This is a genomic window from Paeniglutamicibacter antarcticus (assembly GCF_039544305.1).
Classification (GTDB): Bacteria; Actinomycetota; Actinomycetes; order Actinomycetales; family Micrococcaceae; genus Paeniglutamicibacter; species Paeniglutamicibacter antarcticus_C.
The window spans coordinates 87,803-103,092 of record NZ_BAABLK010000006.1; the positions used below are offsets into that span (position 1 = coordinate 87,803).

General features: G+C 62.3%; 16 protein-coding genes and 3 tRNA genes. 6 read left to right on the top strand and 13 right to left on the bottom strand.

Features of this window, described 5'->3' with window-relative positions:
- Positions 1–13: 13 nt before the first annotated feature.
- From ABEA12_RS01895 to ABEA12_RS01910, 4 genes are read right to left on the bottom strand one after another with little or no spacing between them, the layout of a single operon-like run.
- Positions 14–829, bottom strand: coding sequence for an MBL fold metallo-hydrolase (locus tag ABEA12_RS01895; protein ID WP_210102169.1), 816 nt, complete (start codon positions 827–829; stop codon positions 14–16).
- A gap of 30 nt (positions 830–859) precedes the next feature.
- Positions 860–1,786, bottom strand: a complete 927-nt coding sequence (mmsB, locus tag ABEA12_RS01900; protein WP_210102170.1) for a 3-hydroxyisobutyrate dehydrogenase — start codon at positions 1,784–1,786, stop codon at positions 860–862.
- A gap of 16 nt (positions 1,787–1,802) precedes the next feature.
- Positions 1,803–2,876, bottom strand: coding sequence for an enoyl-CoA hydratase/isomerase family protein (locus ABEA12_RS01905; RefSeq protein WP_210102171.1), 1,074 nt, complete (start codon positions 2,874–2,876; stop codon positions 1,803–1,805).
- Positions 2,877–2,880: 4 nt separating this feature from the next.
- Complete coding sequence (locus ABEA12_RS01910) at positions 2,881–4,380, bottom strand: CoA-acylating methylmalonate-semialdehyde dehydrogenase (protein ID WP_210102172.1); 1,500 nt, start codon at positions 4,378–4,380, stop codon at positions 2,881–2,883.
- A 178-nt stretch (positions 4,381–4,558) separates the two neighbouring features.
- On the opposite strand from ABEA12_RS01910, the gene ABEA12_RS01915 reads away from it, so the two are divergent.
- The 3 genes from ABEA12_RS01915 to ABEA12_RS01925 are packed head-to-tail and all read left to right on the top strand — an operon-like array spanning position 4,559 to position 7,282.
- Positions 4,559–5,362, top strand: a complete 804-nt coding sequence (locus ABEA12_RS01915) for an exodeoxyribonuclease III (RefSeq protein ID WP_210102173.1) — start codon at positions 4,559–4,561, stop codon at positions 5,360–5,362.
- 3 nt (positions 5,363–5,365) lie between these two features.
- Positions 5,366–6,217, top strand: a complete 852-nt coding sequence (locus ABEA12_RS01920) for a DUF8083 family protein (RefSeq protein WP_210102174.1) — start codon at positions 5,366–5,368, stop codon at positions 6,215–6,217.
- Positions 6,218–6,265: 48 nt separating this feature from the next.
- Positions 6,266–7,282 carry a YdcF family protein gene (locus ABEA12_RS01925; RefSeq protein WP_210102698.1) on the top strand — a complete coding sequence of 339 codons (1,017 nt, stop codon included), beginning with the start codon at positions 6,266–6,268 and terminating at the stop codon, positions 7,280–7,282.
- Here ABEA12_RS01925 and ABEA12_RS01930 read toward each other — a convergent pair.
- The 8 genes from ABEA12_RS01930 to ABEA12_RS01965 all read right to left on the bottom strand — a co-directional run bounded on the left by ABEA12_RS01930 (position 7,279) and on the right by ABEA12_RS01965 (position 10,052).
- The gene (locus ABEA12_RS01930; protein ID WP_210102175.1) at positions 7,279–7,893 is read right to left on the bottom strand and encodes a hypothetical protein; all 615 of its coding nucleotides are present in this window, start codon (positions 7,891–7,893) and stop codon (positions 7,279–7,281) included. The two genes, ABEA12_RS01925 and ABEA12_RS01930, sit on opposite strands and share 4 nt — an antisense overlap.
- Complete coding sequence (locus ABEA12_RS01935; RefSeq protein WP_210102176.1) at positions 7,890–8,465, bottom strand: hypothetical protein; 576 nt, start codon at positions 8,463–8,465, stop codon at positions 7,890–7,892. The genes ABEA12_RS01930 and ABEA12_RS01935 overlap by 4 nt, the downstream gene beginning before the upstream one ends.
- Positions 8,465–8,830 (bottom strand): hypothetical protein, encoded by a 366-nt coding sequence (locus ABEA12_RS01940; RefSeq protein WP_345466101.1) that lies wholly within the window; start codon positions 8,828–8,830, stop codon positions 8,465–8,467. Before ABEA12_RS01940 ends, ABEA12_RS01935 begins: the two co-directional genes overlap by 1 nt.
- Complete coding sequence (locus ABEA12_RS01945; RefSeq protein WP_210102177.1) at positions 8,827–9,018, bottom strand: hypothetical protein; 192 nt, start codon at positions 9,016–9,018, stop codon at positions 8,827–8,829. Before ABEA12_RS01945 ends, ABEA12_RS01940 begins: the two co-directional genes overlap by 4 nt.
- Positions 9,015–9,452 carry an Asp23/Gls24 family envelope stress response protein gene (locus ABEA12_RS01950; protein WP_210102178.1) on the bottom strand — a complete coding sequence of 146 codons (438 nt, stop codon included), beginning with the start codon at positions 9,450–9,452 and terminating at the stop codon, positions 9,015–9,017. The genes ABEA12_RS01945 and ABEA12_RS01950 overlap by 4 nt, the downstream gene beginning before the upstream one ends.
- Before the next feature lie 242 nt (positions 9,453–9,694).
- Positions 9,695–9,770, bottom strand: a tRNA-Phe gene (locus ABEA12_RS01955).
- A gap of 55 nt (positions 9,771–9,825) precedes the next feature.
- Positions 9,826–9,899, bottom strand: a tRNA-Asp gene (locus tag ABEA12_RS01960).
- Between the two features lie 80 nt (positions 9,900–9,979).
- Positions 9,980–10,052 (bottom strand) — tRNA-Glu (locus ABEA12_RS01965).
- 195 nt (positions 10,053–10,247) lie between these two features.
- Here ABEA12_RS01965 and ABEA12_RS01970 point away from each other — a divergent pair.
- The 3 genes from ABEA12_RS01970 to ABEA12_RS01980 all read left to right on the top strand — a co-directional run bounded on the left by ABEA12_RS01970 (position 10,248) and on the right by ABEA12_RS01980 (position 14,068).
- Positions 10,248–10,607 carry a metallopeptidase family protein gene (locus tag ABEA12_RS01970; protein ID WP_345466105.1) on the top strand — a complete coding sequence of 120 codons (360 nt, stop codon included), beginning with the start codon at positions 10,248–10,250 and terminating at the stop codon, positions 10,605–10,607.
- Between the two features lie 353 nt (positions 10,608–10,960).
- A complete protein-coding gene (locus tag ABEA12_RS01975) occupies positions 10,961–12,076 on the top strand; it encodes a C40 family peptidase (RefSeq protein WP_210102180.1) in 1,116 nt (371 codons plus the stop codon).
- A gap of 270 nt (positions 12,077–12,346) precedes the next feature.
- On the top strand, positions 12,347–14,068 hold the full coding sequence (locus tag ABEA12_RS01980) for an NlpC/P60 family protein (protein WP_210102181.1): 1,722 nt from the start codon (positions 12,347–12,349) through the stop codon (positions 14,066–14,068).
- 88 nt (positions 14,069–14,156) lie between these two features.
- Here the strand turns inward: ABEA12_RS01980 and ABEA12_RS01985 are convergent, their stop codons facing one another.
- On the bottom strand, positions 14,157–15,128 hold the full coding sequence (locus tag ABEA12_RS01985) for a universal stress protein (protein ID WP_210102182.1): 972 nt from the start codon (positions 15,126–15,128) through the stop codon (positions 14,157–14,159).
- Positions 15,129–15,290: the final 162 nt, after the last annotated feature.

A 15,290-nucleotide genomic window follows, 5' to 3' on the forward strand; every position in this document is an offset into this window, starting at 1 on the left:
TCCAGAGATTCCGCTATTCGGCCATTTCCCCGTTGACCCATGAAATATACCGACGCAACGACCAGTCCACCGTCTCGCGGGCACCCTTCTCCAGGGTGCCGAAGGCGGTGTAGAGACCCTCGAATTCCAGGGGCAGCACCGTATCCAGGATCCGTTCGATGGCCCGGGCAGGCAACGGGATGTTGTTCACGTAGCTGCGCATGGCGTGGGCCGATTTCCTGTCTCCGCCCACCCCTATCGTGTCCCCGGTGAGCAGAACTCCCGCTCCCCCACGACCCGCGGGCCAGTGAACCACCGAGCTTCCGGCGAAGTGCCCTCCGCATTGGTGCATGATCACGCCGGGGAGTAGTACGGCACTTCCCTCCCAGAGGATGATTGCCGTATCCGGTCGGCGGATCCATGGTTCATCGGCACGGGCCACGTACACGGGCGCATGGTTGAAGGCGTGGCTGTATTGGATCGAGGAACCGGTCAGGTGCGGGTGGCTCGAGGCAATCACCGAGACACCGCCGAGCTCTTGCAGGCGCGCGATCGCGGCTTCGTCAATGAATCCGGGCGGCTCGAACAAGAGGTTCCCTGCCTCCGTGCGCAGCAGCAGCCCGCGCTGTCCGATGCCAAGTTTGGGTTCGGTGCGCACGGCGTACAAATCCGTTTCGAGTTCCTCGATGAGAACGCGGTAGCCGCGTTCGACGAGCTGTTCACGAGTGACCCATTGCTGCCCGGCAACAGGAACCCATTGCCGCTCGTCGCTGCATATTTTGCACACCTCCGGTGGCAGCGTGCTATCGGGATGCTCGATCGCACAGGTTGCGCACGTATGGATGGCCATCTGTTCCCCTTCCCAGGTGCCGCGTTGTCCCTAGTCCTGGGACTTCCCCCTGATCTCAGTGATGATTCCGGAGAAGTCGCGTCCGGCTCCTCCTTCGTCGGAGAACTTACGGTAGATCTGTGCGGCCAGCGGACCCAATTGCGCAGCGACTCCGGCATTTTCCAAGGCGTTCAATGCCAGGCCCAGGTCTTTGGCCATCAGCGCCCCGGCAAATCCAGGAACGTAGTCGCGGTTGGCCGGGGAGGCGGGCACCGGTCCGGGGACCGGGCAGTTGGTGGTAACCGACCAACATTGGCCCGAGGCCGTGGAGATCACGTCAAAGAGCGCTTGGTGGCTCAATCCCAGCTTCTCTCCCAGTACGAAGGCCTCGGCCGCACCGATCATGGAAATGCCAAGGAGCATGTTGTTGCAGATCTTCGCTGCCTGTCCGGCCCCGTGACCGCCGCAATGCACCAGTTTCTTGCCCATGACCTCCAGCAGCCCGGTGAGCTGCTCCATGTCGTGGGCCTCGGCACCGATCATGAACGTCAAGGTCCCTGCCTCGGCACCGACGACGCCGCCGGAAACCGGTGCATCCGCCGAGCGGTGCCCGGCGGACAGCGCAAGGGCCGCCGCTTCGCGGGCCTGGGCCACGTCGATGGTGGAGCAGTCAAGGAACAGCGTGTTTGGTTCAGCGATCTCCAGCAGCCCGGGTTCACCCACGCCGTTGTAGGCATCGAGCAAGATGGCGCCGGAGGGGAACATCGTGAGCACGACCGCCGCCCCAGTGGCGGCCTCGACCGCAGTGGATGTGCAGGGAACGCCCGCTTCGGTCGCCGCGGCGACGGCTGCGGGGATCACGTCGAAACCCACCACGTCAAACCCTGCCTTGATGAGGTTCACCGCCATCGGTCCGCCCATGTGCCCGAGTCCCAGGAACGCGATCCTGCCCGCGGTGGCGGGTGTCTTCTCAGTCATGTCCGTATCTCCAGTCCTATTCAACTACGTCGCTCAGGGCGCGTGGGTCCAGTTTGAGTTCTCGATCCCCGAGGGAGGCGAAGCTGGATTCCAGAATCGCGGTGTCGACCTCTTCCAGCTTTGCCGGGTTCCATGCCGGGGAGTAGTCCTTGTCAATGACTTGGGCGCGGATTCCCTCGGGGAAGTCGTGGGATTCCAGGATGCGCAATCCCACGCGGTATTCCTGTTCGAGCGTTTCCTCCAAGGTGCCCAGCTCCTTGGCCCGGCGCAGCGAGGCAAGGGTGAGCTTGAGAGCCGTCGGGGACTTCCTGCCCAGCGTTTCCACTGATTTGCCGGCTTCCTCGTTGCCTTTATCTGCCAGTGCCTGCAGGGCGGCAACGATGTCCTCGACCTTGCTCGATGCGTAGGCCGCATCCATCCAATTCCGCCAGGATTCCAGGTCCGAGGCAGGCGTGGGAAGGATGTAGCTGCGCAGTGCTTCATCGACGGGCGTTTCCTCCAACGCGGCGAAGAGTTCCTCGGCACGTTGGAAGTCGATCAGGTGGTCCGCCAGGCCCAGGTAGAGCACTTCGGCGGCGCCCAGATGTTCTCCTGTCAGCGCTGCGTGGGTGCCGCTTTGCCCCGGGGCGCGGGAGAGCAGGTAGGTGCCTCCGACATCCGGGACGAACCCGATGGTGGTTTCCGGCATGCCGCTTCGGGTCCGGGTGGTGACCAGCCGGTGGCTGCCATGGGCGGAAACCCCCACTCCGCCGCCCAACACCAGCCCGTCCATGTAGGCGATGTAGGGCTTGGAGTAGGCGTTGACCAAGGAGTTGAGCCGGTATTCGGTGGCCCAGAAGTCTTCGGTCGCCGTGCCGCCAGCGGTGACGTCGCGATAGATCGCCACGATGTCGCCTCCGGCACACAACCCGCGCTCGCCCGCCCCGCGTACCAGCACCTGGCTCACCGCCGGGTCGACGGCCCACGCCACGAGGGTCTCGAGCATCGCCGTGGCCATGCCGGCGGTCAACGCGTTGACGGCCCGGGGCCGGTTCAACGTGATGACCCCCAACGTGCCTCGCACCTCGAAAAGGACTTCGGGTTCGCTCATGGGATCAGCTGCCATCGGGCATCACGAAACTTGCACCTTCGCGGATACCCGATGGCCAGCGCGTGGTGACGGTCTTGGTCTTGGTGTAGAACCGGAAGCCGTCGCCGCCATGCTGGTTCAGGTCCCCGAATCCGGAGGCCTTCCACCCGCCGAAGGTGTAGTAGGCAATCGGCACCGGAATCGGCACGTTGACCCCGACCATGCCGACCTGCACGCGGGAGGTGAAGTTCCGGGCGGTGTCCCCGTCCCGGGTGAAAATGGAAACACCGTTGCCGAATTCGTGCTCGGAGGGCAACCGCAGCGCTTCCTCGTAGTCCTTGGCGCGCACCACGCACAGGACGGGTCCGAAGATCTCTTCCTTGTAGATCCGCATGTCCTCGGTGACCTTGTCAAAGAGCGTGGGACCGACCCAGAACCCTTCCTCATGGCCGGGGATGTTCAGCCCGCGACCGTCAATGAGCAGCGAGGCGCCCTCGTCCACGCCCAGCTGGATGTAGTCTTCGATACGGTCCTTGGCGCTCTGGGCCACCACTGGACCAAAGTCGGAGCTCTCGTCCATCCCGTCGCCGACCTTGAGCTTGCCGATGCGTTCGACGAGTTTTTCAATCAGGGAGTCGGCGGTGGCCTCGCCGACCGGGATTGCGACGGAAATCGCCATGCAGCGTTCACCGGCCGATCCGTAGCCGGCTCCCATCAGGGCATCGGCCACCATTTCCAGGTCGGCGTCGGGCATGATCACCATGTGGTTCTTGGCCCCGCCGAAACACTGGGCGCGTTTTCCATGCGCGGCGGCGGTGGCGTAGATGCTTTGGGCGATCGGGGTGGAACCGACGAATCCTATGGCTTGCACCCGTGGATCCTCGAGCAATACGTCCACGGCTTCCTTGTCGCCGTTGACGACGTTGAACACGCCGTCGGGCAGTCCCGCCTCGGTGAATAGCTCGGCCAGGCGCAGCGGCACCGAGGGGTCACGTTCGGAGGGCTTGAGGATGTAGGAGTTTCCCGAAGCCAGTGCGGGCCCTGCTTTCCACAGCGGGATCATGGCCGGGAAGTTGAACGGGGTGATTCCTGCGACCACGCCCAGCGGCTGCCGCATCGAGTGCACATCGATGCCGGTGCCCGCGCTGTCGGAGAACTCGCCCTTAAGCATGTGAGGGGCTGCGGCACAGAATTCAATGACTTCGAGTCCGCGCTGGATGTCCCCCTTGGAATCCGGGAAGGTCTTGCCGTGCTCGCTGGTCAGCAAGGCGGCGAGACCGTCCATGTTTTCGTAGACGAGTTCCACGAACTTGTTCAAGATCCGCGCCCGGCGCTGCGGGTTGAGGTTCGCCCATTCAACCTGCGCGGCCTCGGCCACGGTGATGGCTTGGCGGACTTCCTCGCCCGAGGCCAATGGAAGCCTCGACTGCACGGCGCCGGTGGAAGGGTTGTACACGTCGGAAAAGCGGCCGGATGTTCCCTCGATGTGGGCGCCGCCCACGTAATGGGTCAGTTCACGAGTCATGTGCTTGGTGCTCCTATGCAAAATACGCCAAAACGCGGCAGCTTACCTGTGATGCGCACCACGCCTGATACCCAAAAATATACTCGGACTTCCTACTAAATTGCTAGGGCCGGAGCTCATCCACGATTTCACCGCACACAAACCTGACCCCGTTGGCCGAAGTTGATAGGTTGGGAAGGTGAAGATAGCTACTTGGAATGTAAACTCCCTCCGTGCCCGTGCCGACCGCGTCGAGGACTGGCTACGCCGCTCCGACGTCGATGTCTTGGCCATCCAGGAAACCAAGTGCAAGGACGAGAATTTCCCCTGGGAGCTATTTGAGAACAACGACTACGAGGTGGCCCACTTCGGTTTCAGCCAATGGAACGGTGTGGCCATCGCCTCCCGCGTGGGCCTGGACGACGTGGAGCGGACCTTCGCGCAACAGCCCGCCTTCGGCAAGGGGGGCAAGGACCCGGTCCAGGAAGCACGCGCCATTGGGGCAACCTGCGGCGGGGTGCGCATCTGGAGCCTGTACGTACCCAACGGCCGCGCTCTTGAAGACGAGCACATGCCCTACAAGCTTTCCTGGCTCGAGACCTTGAACAAGCAGGCCGCTGGCTGGATTAAGAAGGACCCCGAGGCACAGGTCGCCCTGATGGGCGACTGGAACATCGCCCCGCGCGACGAGGACGTGTGGGACATCGATTTCTTCCAGGAGAACAACCTCACCCATGTCTCTACCCCGGAACGCGCCGCTTTTGACGCCTTCGTGCAGACCGGCTTCACCGATGTGGTCCGTCCGCACACCGACACCCCCAAGACCTACACGTACTGGGACTACACGCAGTTGCGCTTCCCGAAGAACGAGGGCATGCGCATCGACTTCACGCTTGCCTCTCCGGCGCTTGCCGCGAGGGTCACCGGTGCGCAGATCGACCGCAACGAGCGCAAGGGCAAGGGCGCTTCGGACCACGTCCCGGTGATCGTGGAGCTGGACTAGGACATGGCGCAGGCAAGTGGAGCCGGCCGGCGGGCCCTCCCGCCCAGCTCCTACCTTCGCGTTTTCGAGCCCTTGCATGCTTTTTCGGATGCTGACCAGCTACTGGCGGTGGCCACCGGGCGGATGAACCGCGAGGCGTTGGAGGAAGCCCGGGCGACGGCAGCGCTACGCCGGCTGACCCGGCCGCTTTCTGACCCCTTCCCGCACGAACAAGACGAAGTCTTCCGCAGGCTGGTCACCACTGGCTGGGACGGCACCGTCACCACCATGTACTGCCCCGACCAATTGTCCACGCGCACCATCCTGGCCTCCGAACAGCTCGACGGGTCGATGCGTCCGGCGCTGCTGGAATTACTGGTTCCCAGCGCGGCACGCGCAGCCAATGCTGCGCGGGTGGACCAGCAGCGTTTCACCGAGGACATCGCCCGCTTGCATACCCGCAGCGCCACCTGGGGAATCCCCTTCGGCTGGCTCATCCTGGTGCACGAGGACGACGAAGTGGAGATCATCGAGAACGGACACGACCTGCTGGCCGGCCGGATCTACGCCCCTCTGCACCAGGCACTGGACCGTGTCCGCTATGCGGCGGCAACCCTGGCAATCCACGCACCGGAGATGGACCTGCTCGATGAGCTGGCCACCTTGAGCGAATGGCTGCAGCTCTTTGACAATGAGTCCGTCATCGAACTCGACTACGGACTCATTGCCGCCCTGGTGTGGCCCGATGAATCCCCGCACGACCTGCGCCTGGGTATCGAGTCGCTGGCGGAATCCGACATGACCGGGGCAGCTGCTTCCTACCGCCGGCTCTCGAACCGATGGCTGGCCGTCCGCCAGCTGGCACGGGCCAACTAGCCGAAGATGCCATCCGGTGGCACGGTGCTGTTTTGGTAGTCTCGGGTGGTGACATTCATCCCGGCCCTGCTGCTCTTCGCCCTGTACTTCTACCTGCGCCACAGGGACCGTCGCATGTTGCGCAACGGCGTGGTCCTGGTGGCCGCCTGCTATCTGCTGCTGATCGGGATCACCAACCTGCTCACACGCTGGGTTCCCGGGGCGTCCTATGTCTTTTTGGCAGTACTGGCGCTGGCACCCCTTGCGGTCCTGGTGCTGGCAGCCGCGCTGATCCACAACGGCGTGGTGATGTTCACCTCCGAGGGCAGGCGCCTGGGCAACATGGTCTCGCTGCTGCTGGGCCTGCTGCTCATTGCGCTGCCTGTTATCGCCCTGGCGCTGGTGTTCACCCTGAACTTCGTCGCCATCGATCTGGCCGCACTGCTCTTCTTCCTGTGCAGTTACTTCGGGGTCGTGTTTGTGGTGTTCCTTGCCTATGCCGTTGCGTACGGGCTCATGCCGTTCAGGGACACCCCGAGGGGCATCGTGGTGCTGGGTTCCCGCCTGATCGACGGCAAGGTTCCGCCGTTGCTTGCCAGCCGCCTGGACAAGGCTCTGAAGATCTACAACAACACCGAGCCCCGACCGCTGCTAATCCCTTCCGGTGGCCAGGGACATGACGAGTCGGTCCCCGAGGGCGTCGCGATGGGAAACTACCTGGTGGCTGCCGGCGCGGTGCCAAGCGACGTCGTTGTCGAGGACAAGGCGGAGAACACCGAGGAGAACCTGCTGCTCTCGGCCGAGCTCTTTGCCTCATCCGGCCGCAGCGGTCCGTTGCTTGCGGTGACCAACAACTATCACGTACTGCGCGCCGCGCTTTTGGCCCGCCAGCTGCACATCGATGCCGAGGTCGTTGGCGCCCCCACCGCCCGGTACTACCTGCCCAGTGCGTTCCTGCGCGAGTACGTCGCGGTCCTGGTGGAACACAAGTGGCTCCACGTGCTGCTGTGCCTGCCCTTCCTTGGGTTCACCACCGTGCTGGTACTGGCTGTCATAGCGAATATCGAGCAGCTGCCCATCGGCTAGAGCACGCGTTCGATCCTGGCAAAGCGTGAGCGTGTACCCACCGCCACGTAGATGACTACCGGACCGGCGACTCCCAATGCGTCCTGGACGAGCCGCGCGGCGCGGGCGACGTCCCGGCCCAACGCACCCGGGGCCGTTCCCTTTCGGGGTTGGACCTTGATGCGCAGGCCGGCTTCGGGCTCAAGGTCCCACACGCTGACACTGATCGACACCACGTCGCTGCGCCGGCCCAGGAAATGCCGCAGTGCTTGTTCAACGGCGCTTTGGGAAATCTCGGTCCTCCCCGGCATGGGCCCCTCGGAAATGAACGTGGAAATATAGTCCCCGCCGCGACCCCGGCCCTGGACGGCGATCCACCACAGCATCAAGAGGATGACGCAAATCAGCACGGCGGTCACGACGATCCACAACCAGGAGTCCTTTTGCCCCGTCAAGGTGGTACTGGCCAGCAAGAGGTCAAACCAGGCACCCACGTCGATCGCACTCCGTCGCCAGCCCTCGGCATATCCCGGCAGGCCGGCAACCAGCAGCAGGTTCACTCCGCCGGCCAGCAGCACGAGGCCAACCACGACCAAGACGATGCGATTGAGTAGTCTCGGGGTCTGGTTCATTGGCCTACCACCCCGCGTTCGGCGACCCTGACACGTACCCGCGGTGGCGGTTCCACCAAGTTCACGCGCAGTTCCTCCTCCAGGCCGGCGGCGATCGTTGCCGGGTCAACCGGCGTGCCCGATGTCGGGCTCAGTTGCACATCTACGCGTTCATGGTTCACGGTGACCAGTACTTGTCCCGGCCCGACTCCCGCTTCGGAGCGTGCGCGGCGGGCCAAGACGGCGGCCAACACCTGGTCATCGACGATGAGAATCGAGTCTTCGCACCCCAGTCCGTGCCGTGCGCGTCGTCCTCGGCGCAATCCGTGAAGCAAGAGCACCAACCCCAGGACGGATGTCCCCAGTCCAATCGCTCCCAACGCAACTGGTTCGAGGCTCCCGGGCAAAGTGGAGATCCATTGCCACCAGGTACCTGGGGATGCCACCAGTGCTTCTTGCCCCAGCGCCTTGAGCGCTGCTTCAAAGAGGGCGTAAACACAGACCAAGATGACAAGCACGGCCGCCGTGATGGCAGCAGGAGAACGCCCACTGGTCAATTCGCGCTCCCGGATCCTCGGGACTTGCCCCTGCATCAGCGCTTCCTCCCGGCCGCGGGATCCACGACCCCGGTGATCCGCACATCCACCCGGCTGACCAGGGAGCCTGTTAGAACGGAAAAACGGGCTCCGATCTTGGCCCGTCGGTCGCCCACCAGCTCCAGGACCGTTTGCTGGGATCCGCCGACGGAATCCGCGAACGGCAACGGCACCTGGATGCTCAAGGCAAGGTATCCGGAGTCATCGCGCAAAAACGCGCGCACAAGGCCCGGCGCCACGCCAAAGGCCTCTGCCGCCACGGCACGTGCGGTGTTGGCCAAGGCCTGGGCATTGACACGGGTGTAGCCGGGGCGCGGGGGATCCCCGGGCCCCCGCATCGTGGGAGCAAGCATCTGGCTCATGACGAGGATCGTCGCCCGGTCAACGCATCAAGGATCGCACGAATGTCGATACGGCCTCCGGCGACCCGGGCGATCAGCGCACCGATTGCCATGAACAGTGCCATTAGCAGGAAGCCGCCGATTCCGTGGGACAGGGCTGCCCACGCCAATACCGCTCCCAGGAGCGCACCGATGAGTGTGGGCTTCATGCCGAACCTTCCACGGTTGCGTCTCGTGACTTTCCGGGTCCGGCCGGGGAAACGGGAATGTGCACATCCCCGATTTCTATGTTGACCTCAATGACTTCGAAGTCAGTAAACTCTTGTACTGACTGAAAAACTGCTTCTCGGACCGATGCGGCCAAATCATGAAGGCGAACCCCGTAGGCAGCAGTGAGCACCATGTCGATGGCGACCTGTCGGGTCCCCACTTGCACGCTGACTCCGTGCGCCGGGTCCTGGGATGATCCCACCGCACCCCGCAGGGCTCCCAGGGCACGCGATGTCCCGAGCCCCAAGGAATGCACCCCGGGAATTGCGCGGGCCGCGGCAGCTGCAACCTTGGCCACGGCCAGGTCCGTGATCCTTGTTGTTCCGCCAGCTTCCGTTTCGGGCACCTTGTGCACCGACAGTTCATGATCCATTGGCCCGGTCCTTTCCGCACGCGCCACATGTCCCTCGGCGCATGCCCCCAGCCTACAACCGATTGTGATGGATACCGCAAGAACCGGCAGGTGAGCAGGGGGTCAGCGACTCCGCTCCCCCCGCCGAAGAGCCGAGGCGGCTGCGGCGTTGGCGAAGCAAGGGTTCGCGTCGTTGGCATTGTGTCGATGCCGACTACTTTTTGTTAAAGCAAAAACCCCCTTGGCAACAAGGGGGTTTTAGATGGTGGCTCCGACCGGCGTCGATCCGGTGACCTTTCGATTTTCAGTCGAACGCTCTACCAACTGAGCTACAGAGCCTGGCATCATCAGGCTAGATGATCACCCGATCTTCCGGCGAACCGGAAAACCAAAGCGACCCTGACGGGACTTGAACCCGCGACCTCCGCCGTGACAGGGCGGCGCGCTAACCAACTGCGCTACAGGGCCTTATTTGCGAAGTCTCCCTCGCTCACAAGACAAGAACTCTACCAGAGTTTTTCGCTCGGGTATAATCCATATTTCATGCGTACCCCCAACGGGATTCGAACCCGTGCCGCCGCCGTGAAAGGGCAGTGTCCTAGGCCGCTAGACGATGGGGGCCAGGAGCCTCTGCCGTGAATTTCTCCGTAGCAGTGGACTCCAATAACTATAGAGGTAAATCTTCTGCTGCGCAAAACGAGCCAACAGCACTCCTCACCAACGACTCCCGGTATCAGCAATCCCCTGCGCGACCTCACCTAACCACCACCCATGTGCGGACCGCGGCTCGGTAGAGTGCAGCTCATGGGGTACGAAATGACAGACGATGAGTTTGAGCGCGTGGCCGAGCAAGCCTTGGACGAAATACCGGCGCCGCTGCTGTCGATGATGGACAACGTGGCGATCTTCATCGAAGACACCTATACGCCCGGGCCTGGCGAAGACACGCACAGCAAATTGCTCGGCCTTTACGAAGGAACCGCGTTGACCGATCGCGACTCGGGGTGGGGCGCTGGAGCCATGCCCGATCGCATCACCATCTTCAAGGACGCGATCCTTGAAATCTGTTCGTCCGAGAAGCAAGTGGTTGAAGAGGTAGGAATCACGATCGTCCACGAGATCGCACACCACTTCGGTATCGACGACGACCGGCTGCACGAGCTTGGGTGGGGCTAAATCCGTCGGAGGACAAAAATTCTCAGGTATTTTTTCGCCAGCCGGTCCCACCGATGCATCCTGCCCTGCCAGCCCAGCATTTAGATGCCTTAGAAAGTAACGAAAAGGTCTCAGAAACCCACAAAAACGACCGTTTTTCCGAAAATGCCACTCGACAAGGTTGAAAAGTTCCTGCATTATCGTTATGCATTCGTTGCAATAGCCGCCCCGCCACTCACACCTTCATCTTGGGGATGCAGTTCAGCTCGTGACCATCATCGCTCCCTGGCTCCGACAGGCCCATCCTGTCCGGCGCCGCCCGGCCACGAATTAGATTCATGCTTGGACTGTTAGGCAGAATAGGAACCCTCTTTATGTCCATCCTCAAAAGCGTGGTCGTCCTGACCAGCGCAGCGCTCATCGCCTCCGGCGCATTGACTGCCACTGGCGCGCGGTCCCAGACCTCAATTGGATCTGCACATCAAGCCCCGGCGACCTCGGTACACAACGATCAGAGCCTGCTCTCCATCATCTCCGAGTCCATGGAAACCTCCCGGCTCACCCCCGCCAAGAGCGCCGGATCCCTTGAGCGCCAGCTGGCAGCCGTCCGAACGGCTCTGCTGGATGCCGAAGCCGCTACCTTGGAAGCCACGGAAAATGCCGTGGTTGCGCAGGAAGCTGCAGCACAGGATACGAGCACAACCAACTTCCTGACCGGGACCTCGCTGGTTAGCCTGGGCCAGAGCCAAGCGCAGGTCGAACGGCGCGAGGCATCCGATCTGGCACGCAAGGCCCAGGGCCTATTCGACCAGGCCGAAGAGGCATTGAACACCACGCACCACAGGCTTGTCGCGACATCGGCAGCCCTGCGCAAGACCACGGTCGACCAAGAAAGCGTCCGGCTTGCCAGGATTTCGGAGACTCGTGAAGACGCAGAGCTCATGGCGGCACTTGAAGAATCCGACGCCATTGTTCCCGAGCCCGTCAATGATCCGGCAGTTGACCCCGAGACGCTCGAAAACGCCCAGGCAGCTCTCGGTGCCTTTGGAAGCGCTTCCGTAGCCTCTGCCACCGGGATCCAGGTTCCCACCAAGAAGCTGACCCGTACGGCGCGAATCAACAAGTCCGTCAAATGGGCAAACAAGATCGCGAAGAACAACAAGTACAAGTACCGCTACGGCGCCACCGGCCCGAAATACTTCGACTGCTCAGGATATGTCGGGAAGGCCTACGCCCAAGGCGGCAAGAAGCTCAAGCGCACCTCCAGCTCGCAGTACAAGGCGGCACCCAAGAAGGTGAAGCTCTCGAAAATGAAGAAGGGCGACCTCGTGTTCTGGTCATCCAATCGCGGCCGTTCCTTCTACCACGTGGCTATTTACGTGGGCAATGGAAAGATCGCCCATGCACGCAACCCAAAGGCCGGCATTTCGGTCACCAAGTTGAACTACGCCGGAACACGCAATATCTATAAGTACGCCGGCCGCTACTAAGCAGCATTCGCGTTGGCCCGGTGACCGACATCCCGCCGTGACCTTAGTCGATGCAAGGTCACGGCGGGGTACTAATTGAAAATCAAGACCAAATAAAGAAACGATCTCATCGTTGTAATTCACGATATCTATGTGGCTGCTGTTGCCAGTGTGAATGGATATCGCCTAGGGTGCTATAGGAAGCAGCGATCAGGCCGCACCGGTCAGGCCATGTTTCCCGCATAAATAGCGGGACTTGCAAACCAATCGCGCGGTAAGGAAAAACACGGTATGGCAATCAGGAACACACTGGGCGTCGCTGCGTGCTCAATTGCATTGGCGGCAGCGTGCTTTACGAGCGGACTCCCCGCTGCAGCAGCCCCACTCACCGAATCAAGCGCCGTGAACGTCTTCGCGCAACCCAACAGCATTGGCATCGTGCTACCTACCCAAGCGCAGCTTCTGGCAGCCAAGTCAGATCCCGAGGCCCTCAACGCCTTGGTCGATCGACTTGAGTCACAGATCGAATCCGGACGCCAGTCCATCATCACCGCCGAGGCCGCCGCCTTGGACGCCCAAGACACCTTGCTGAACGCCGACCAGCTTCTCGCTGAACGGACCCAGGCAGCCACCGAAGCCGGTACCGAAGCCGAGAAGGCGACAGAGTTCCTGCTTTCCAGCAAGGAAGAAGTCGGCGCACTGGCCTCGGACCTCTACCGCAATGGCGGTATCAACCCCGGCGTAGTGACTTTGCTGGAGGACACCGAAGACAACGACGTCCTGTACAAGGCCTCCACCATGGACGCACTGAGCGCCAACCGCACAACGACGGTCAGCAATGCGGAAGACGCGACGGCACTGTGGACCGCGTGGCAGAACTACGCAGCAGACGCAGCGGAAGCAGCCGACGCAGCGACCGAAGCGCAGCGCACCGCAGCCACCGAGGCCACAACGACACTCTCGGGATACCAGGCTTCTGTTGCACCCCAGGAAAAGCTCCGTGACGAGCTTATCGGCCAGCTGGCCTACCTGCATGAAGTCGACGCCGCAAAGGAAGCCGAGCGCATTGCCGAGAAAGAAGCTGCGGCCGAAGCGAAGAAGCTGCAGGAACTGATCGACAACCCGGCTAAGGCCGAGCCCCTAGTGATCCAGCTGGACGAGGAATCCGAGGTCAAGCCGCTAGCGGTTCCGCCCAAGGTCCCCAACGAACGTCCGAAGGGTCAAAGGCTGGTTCCCAAGGCGCCGGAACTGGCCGTGGCGATTCCCCCCAAGGTTCGCGAGGAAGAATCGGCTCCCGAGCCGAAACCGGAGGCTACGGAAGCGCCGGCACCGAAGCCGACCCCCAAGCCCGAGGTTCCCAAGGAAACGGTCAAGCCGAAACCAAAACCTGAACCAACGCAGGCGCCTGCTCCCAAACCGACCCCCAAGCCCGAGGCGCCCAAGGAAACGGTCAAGCCGAAACCAAAACCTGAACCAACGCAGGCGCCTGCTCCCAAACCGACCCCCAAGCCCGAGGCGCCCAAGGAAACGGTCAAGCCGAAGCCCAAGCCTTCCCCGAAACCGACGATCGCCCCGCAGGCACCGAAGGAATCGATCAAGCCAAAGCCCGAGCCGAAGCCCGAGCCTCCACAGTCATCGGGCAACTACAACTCGGCCATCGACTGGGGCCAGTCGACTGCCAATGACAACTCCAAGGGATATGTCTTCGGCGCCAACGGCCCGACAAACTACGACTGTTCCTCCTTCACCAAGGCGGCATTCTCCAAATCAGGCATTGGCCTGCCGCGAACCTCGTCGCAGCAGTATGCAGCGGCACCGAACAAGGTTCCGCTGAGCCAGTTGCGCCGTGGCGACCTTGTGTTCTCTTCCTCAAACGGTGGAAGTTCGTTCTACCACGTAGCCATCTACTTGGGCGGCGGACAGGTGCTGCATGCACGCAACCCCGCCAGCGGTATTTCCGTAACACCACTGAGCTGGGTCAACAACCTGCACTCATACGCGGGACGCTATTAACAGGCCCGCACGCACCAAGCCACAAATAGTCGGGGGCGCTGCAACCATCTTGGTTGCAGCGCCCCCGACTATTTGTGCAGAAAACGGTTTACAGTCCGTTTGCCTTGTCCTCGAATTCCTTGCGGGAAGCCAGTCGAGGATCATCCCCGTCCGGAACCACCATTACAGGGCCTTTGGAGTGGTGCAGCACGCCTTGGCTGGTCGAACCCAGCAGCATCCCGGCAAAGCCTCCGCGGCCGCGTGAGCCGGTGACCATCAGCCGGGCGGACTCGGATTCCCTAATCAGGATCTCCACCGGCGCTCCGTCGATCACGTCCATTTCGATCTGCAAGTCCGGGAAGAGGCTCTGCAGCCAAGCCTTGCCGATCCCCATCTGGTGGCGAACGTCCGCAGTAACGGCTTCCTGGTCGACAGTTGCAGGCATCCAGGCCAGTGCGCCGCTGATCGGAGCCAGCGCACACACCACACGCAGGGTCAGCCCGCGCTTGGCAGCCAACTCCGCGGCAACCAGCACCGCAAGGCGTGCCCTGTCGGATCCGTCCACGCCCACAACAACACGGTCCTTGACCTGGGAACCGCTCTCCTCGCGCTTGGCAACGCAAAGTGGAACCACAACGGTCGGGCACTTGGCATGGGCGGGAAGCGCGCTGGAAACCGATCCCAGCAGTCTTCCGACGAAGCCTCCCCGTCCACGGGTGCCAACCACGATCAGCTCGGCTTGGCGGCTCAGGTCCAAAAGCACCCCGGCCGGGTCACCCGATTCTATGTAGGTGCGTATCGTAATGTCTTCGTCGGTGATCGTGGCACGTGCTTGACGCACGACTTCCTCGGCGCCATTGCGGATCAATTGGTCATCCAGCGTGGCATAGCCTGCGTCCATGGAAGACGCGGCGAAGACCGGGATCGTATAGGCCGTCACGATATTCAGGACGCTTCCGCGCCGCTTGGCCTCTTGTGCCGCCCATTTCAGGGCGCAGAGGCCCTGGTCCGAACCATCGACTCCGACAACGACTCCCTCGATGATCTCGGTGTCATCTTCGGGCCTGTTGTTTTCGCTCATCGTCTTCACTCCTACGTGTCACGGTCTGAGTCCTCGCGGGCATCCCCGGTACAGGGTCCCGCCCTTCCATTGTTCACCAGAGCGTGACGTGGGTCTATCCAACGTCATGCGTGGCGCATTTCTCCACAGGTTTTTCGCCTAGTGGCGTAAAGACACACTACA

What these genes read in the sequence shown, in the direction of transcription:
- ABEA12_RS01970 (WP_345466105.1), top strand. Translation starts at nt 10,248, where the DNA reads ATGACAGACGATGAGTTTGAGCGCGTGGCCGAGCAAGCCTTGGACGAA.
- ABEA12_RS01940 (WP_345466101.1), bottom strand. Translation starts at nt 8,830, where the DNA reads ATGAGCCAGATGCTTGCTCCCACGATGCGGGGGCCCGGGGATCCCCCG.
- ABEA12_RS01975 (WP_210102180.1), top strand. Translation starts at nt 10,961, where the DNA reads ATGTCCATCCTCAAAAGCGTGGTCGTCCTGACCAGCGCAGCGCTCATC.
- ABEA12_RS01945 (WP_210102177.1), bottom strand. Translation starts at nt 9,018, where the DNA reads ATGAAGCCCACACTCATCGGTGCGCTCCTGGGAGCGGTATTGGCGTGG.
- ABEA12_RS01910 (WP_210102172.1), bottom strand. Translation starts at nt 4,380, where the DNA reads ATGACTCGTGAACTGACCCATTACGTGGGCGGCGCCCACATCGAGGGA.
- ABEA12_RS01920 (WP_210102174.1), top strand. Translation starts at nt 5,366, where the DNA reads ATGGCGCAGGCAAGTGGAGCCGGCCGGCGGGCCCTCCCGCCCAGCTCC.
- ABEA12_RS01950 (WP_210102178.1), bottom strand. Translation starts at nt 9,452, where the DNA reads ATGGATCATGAACTGTCGGTGCACAAGGTGCCCGAAACGGAAGCTGGC.
- ABEA12_RS01895 (WP_210102169.1), bottom strand. Translation starts at nt 829, where the DNA reads ATGGCCATCCATACGTGCGCAACCTGTGCGATCGAGCATCCCGATAGC.
- ABEA12_RS01980 (WP_210102181.1), top strand. Translation starts at nt 12,347, where the DNA reads ATGGCAATCAGGAACACACTGGGCGTCGCTGCGTGCTCAATTGCATTG.
- ABEA12_RS01935 (WP_210102176.1), bottom strand. Translation starts at nt 8,465, where the DNA reads ATGCAGGGGCAAGTCCCGAGGATCCGGGAGCGCGAATTGACCAGTGGG.
- mmsB (WP_210102170.1), bottom strand. Translation starts at nt 1,786, where the DNA reads ATGACTGAGAAGACACCCGCCACCGCGGGCAGGATCGCGTTCCTGGGA.
- ABEA12_RS01985 (WP_210102182.1), bottom strand. Translation starts at nt 15,128, where the DNA reads ATGAGCGAAAACAACAGGCCCGAAGATGACACCGAGATCATCGAGGGA.
- ABEA12_RS01905 (WP_210102171.1), bottom strand. Translation starts at nt 2,876, where the DNA reads ATGAGCGAACCCGAAGTCCTTTTCGAGGTGCGAGGCACGTTGGGGGTC.
- ABEA12_RS01930 (WP_210102175.1), bottom strand. Translation starts at nt 7,893, where the DNA reads ATGAACCAGACCCCGAGACTACTCAATCGCATCGTCTTGGTCGTGGTT.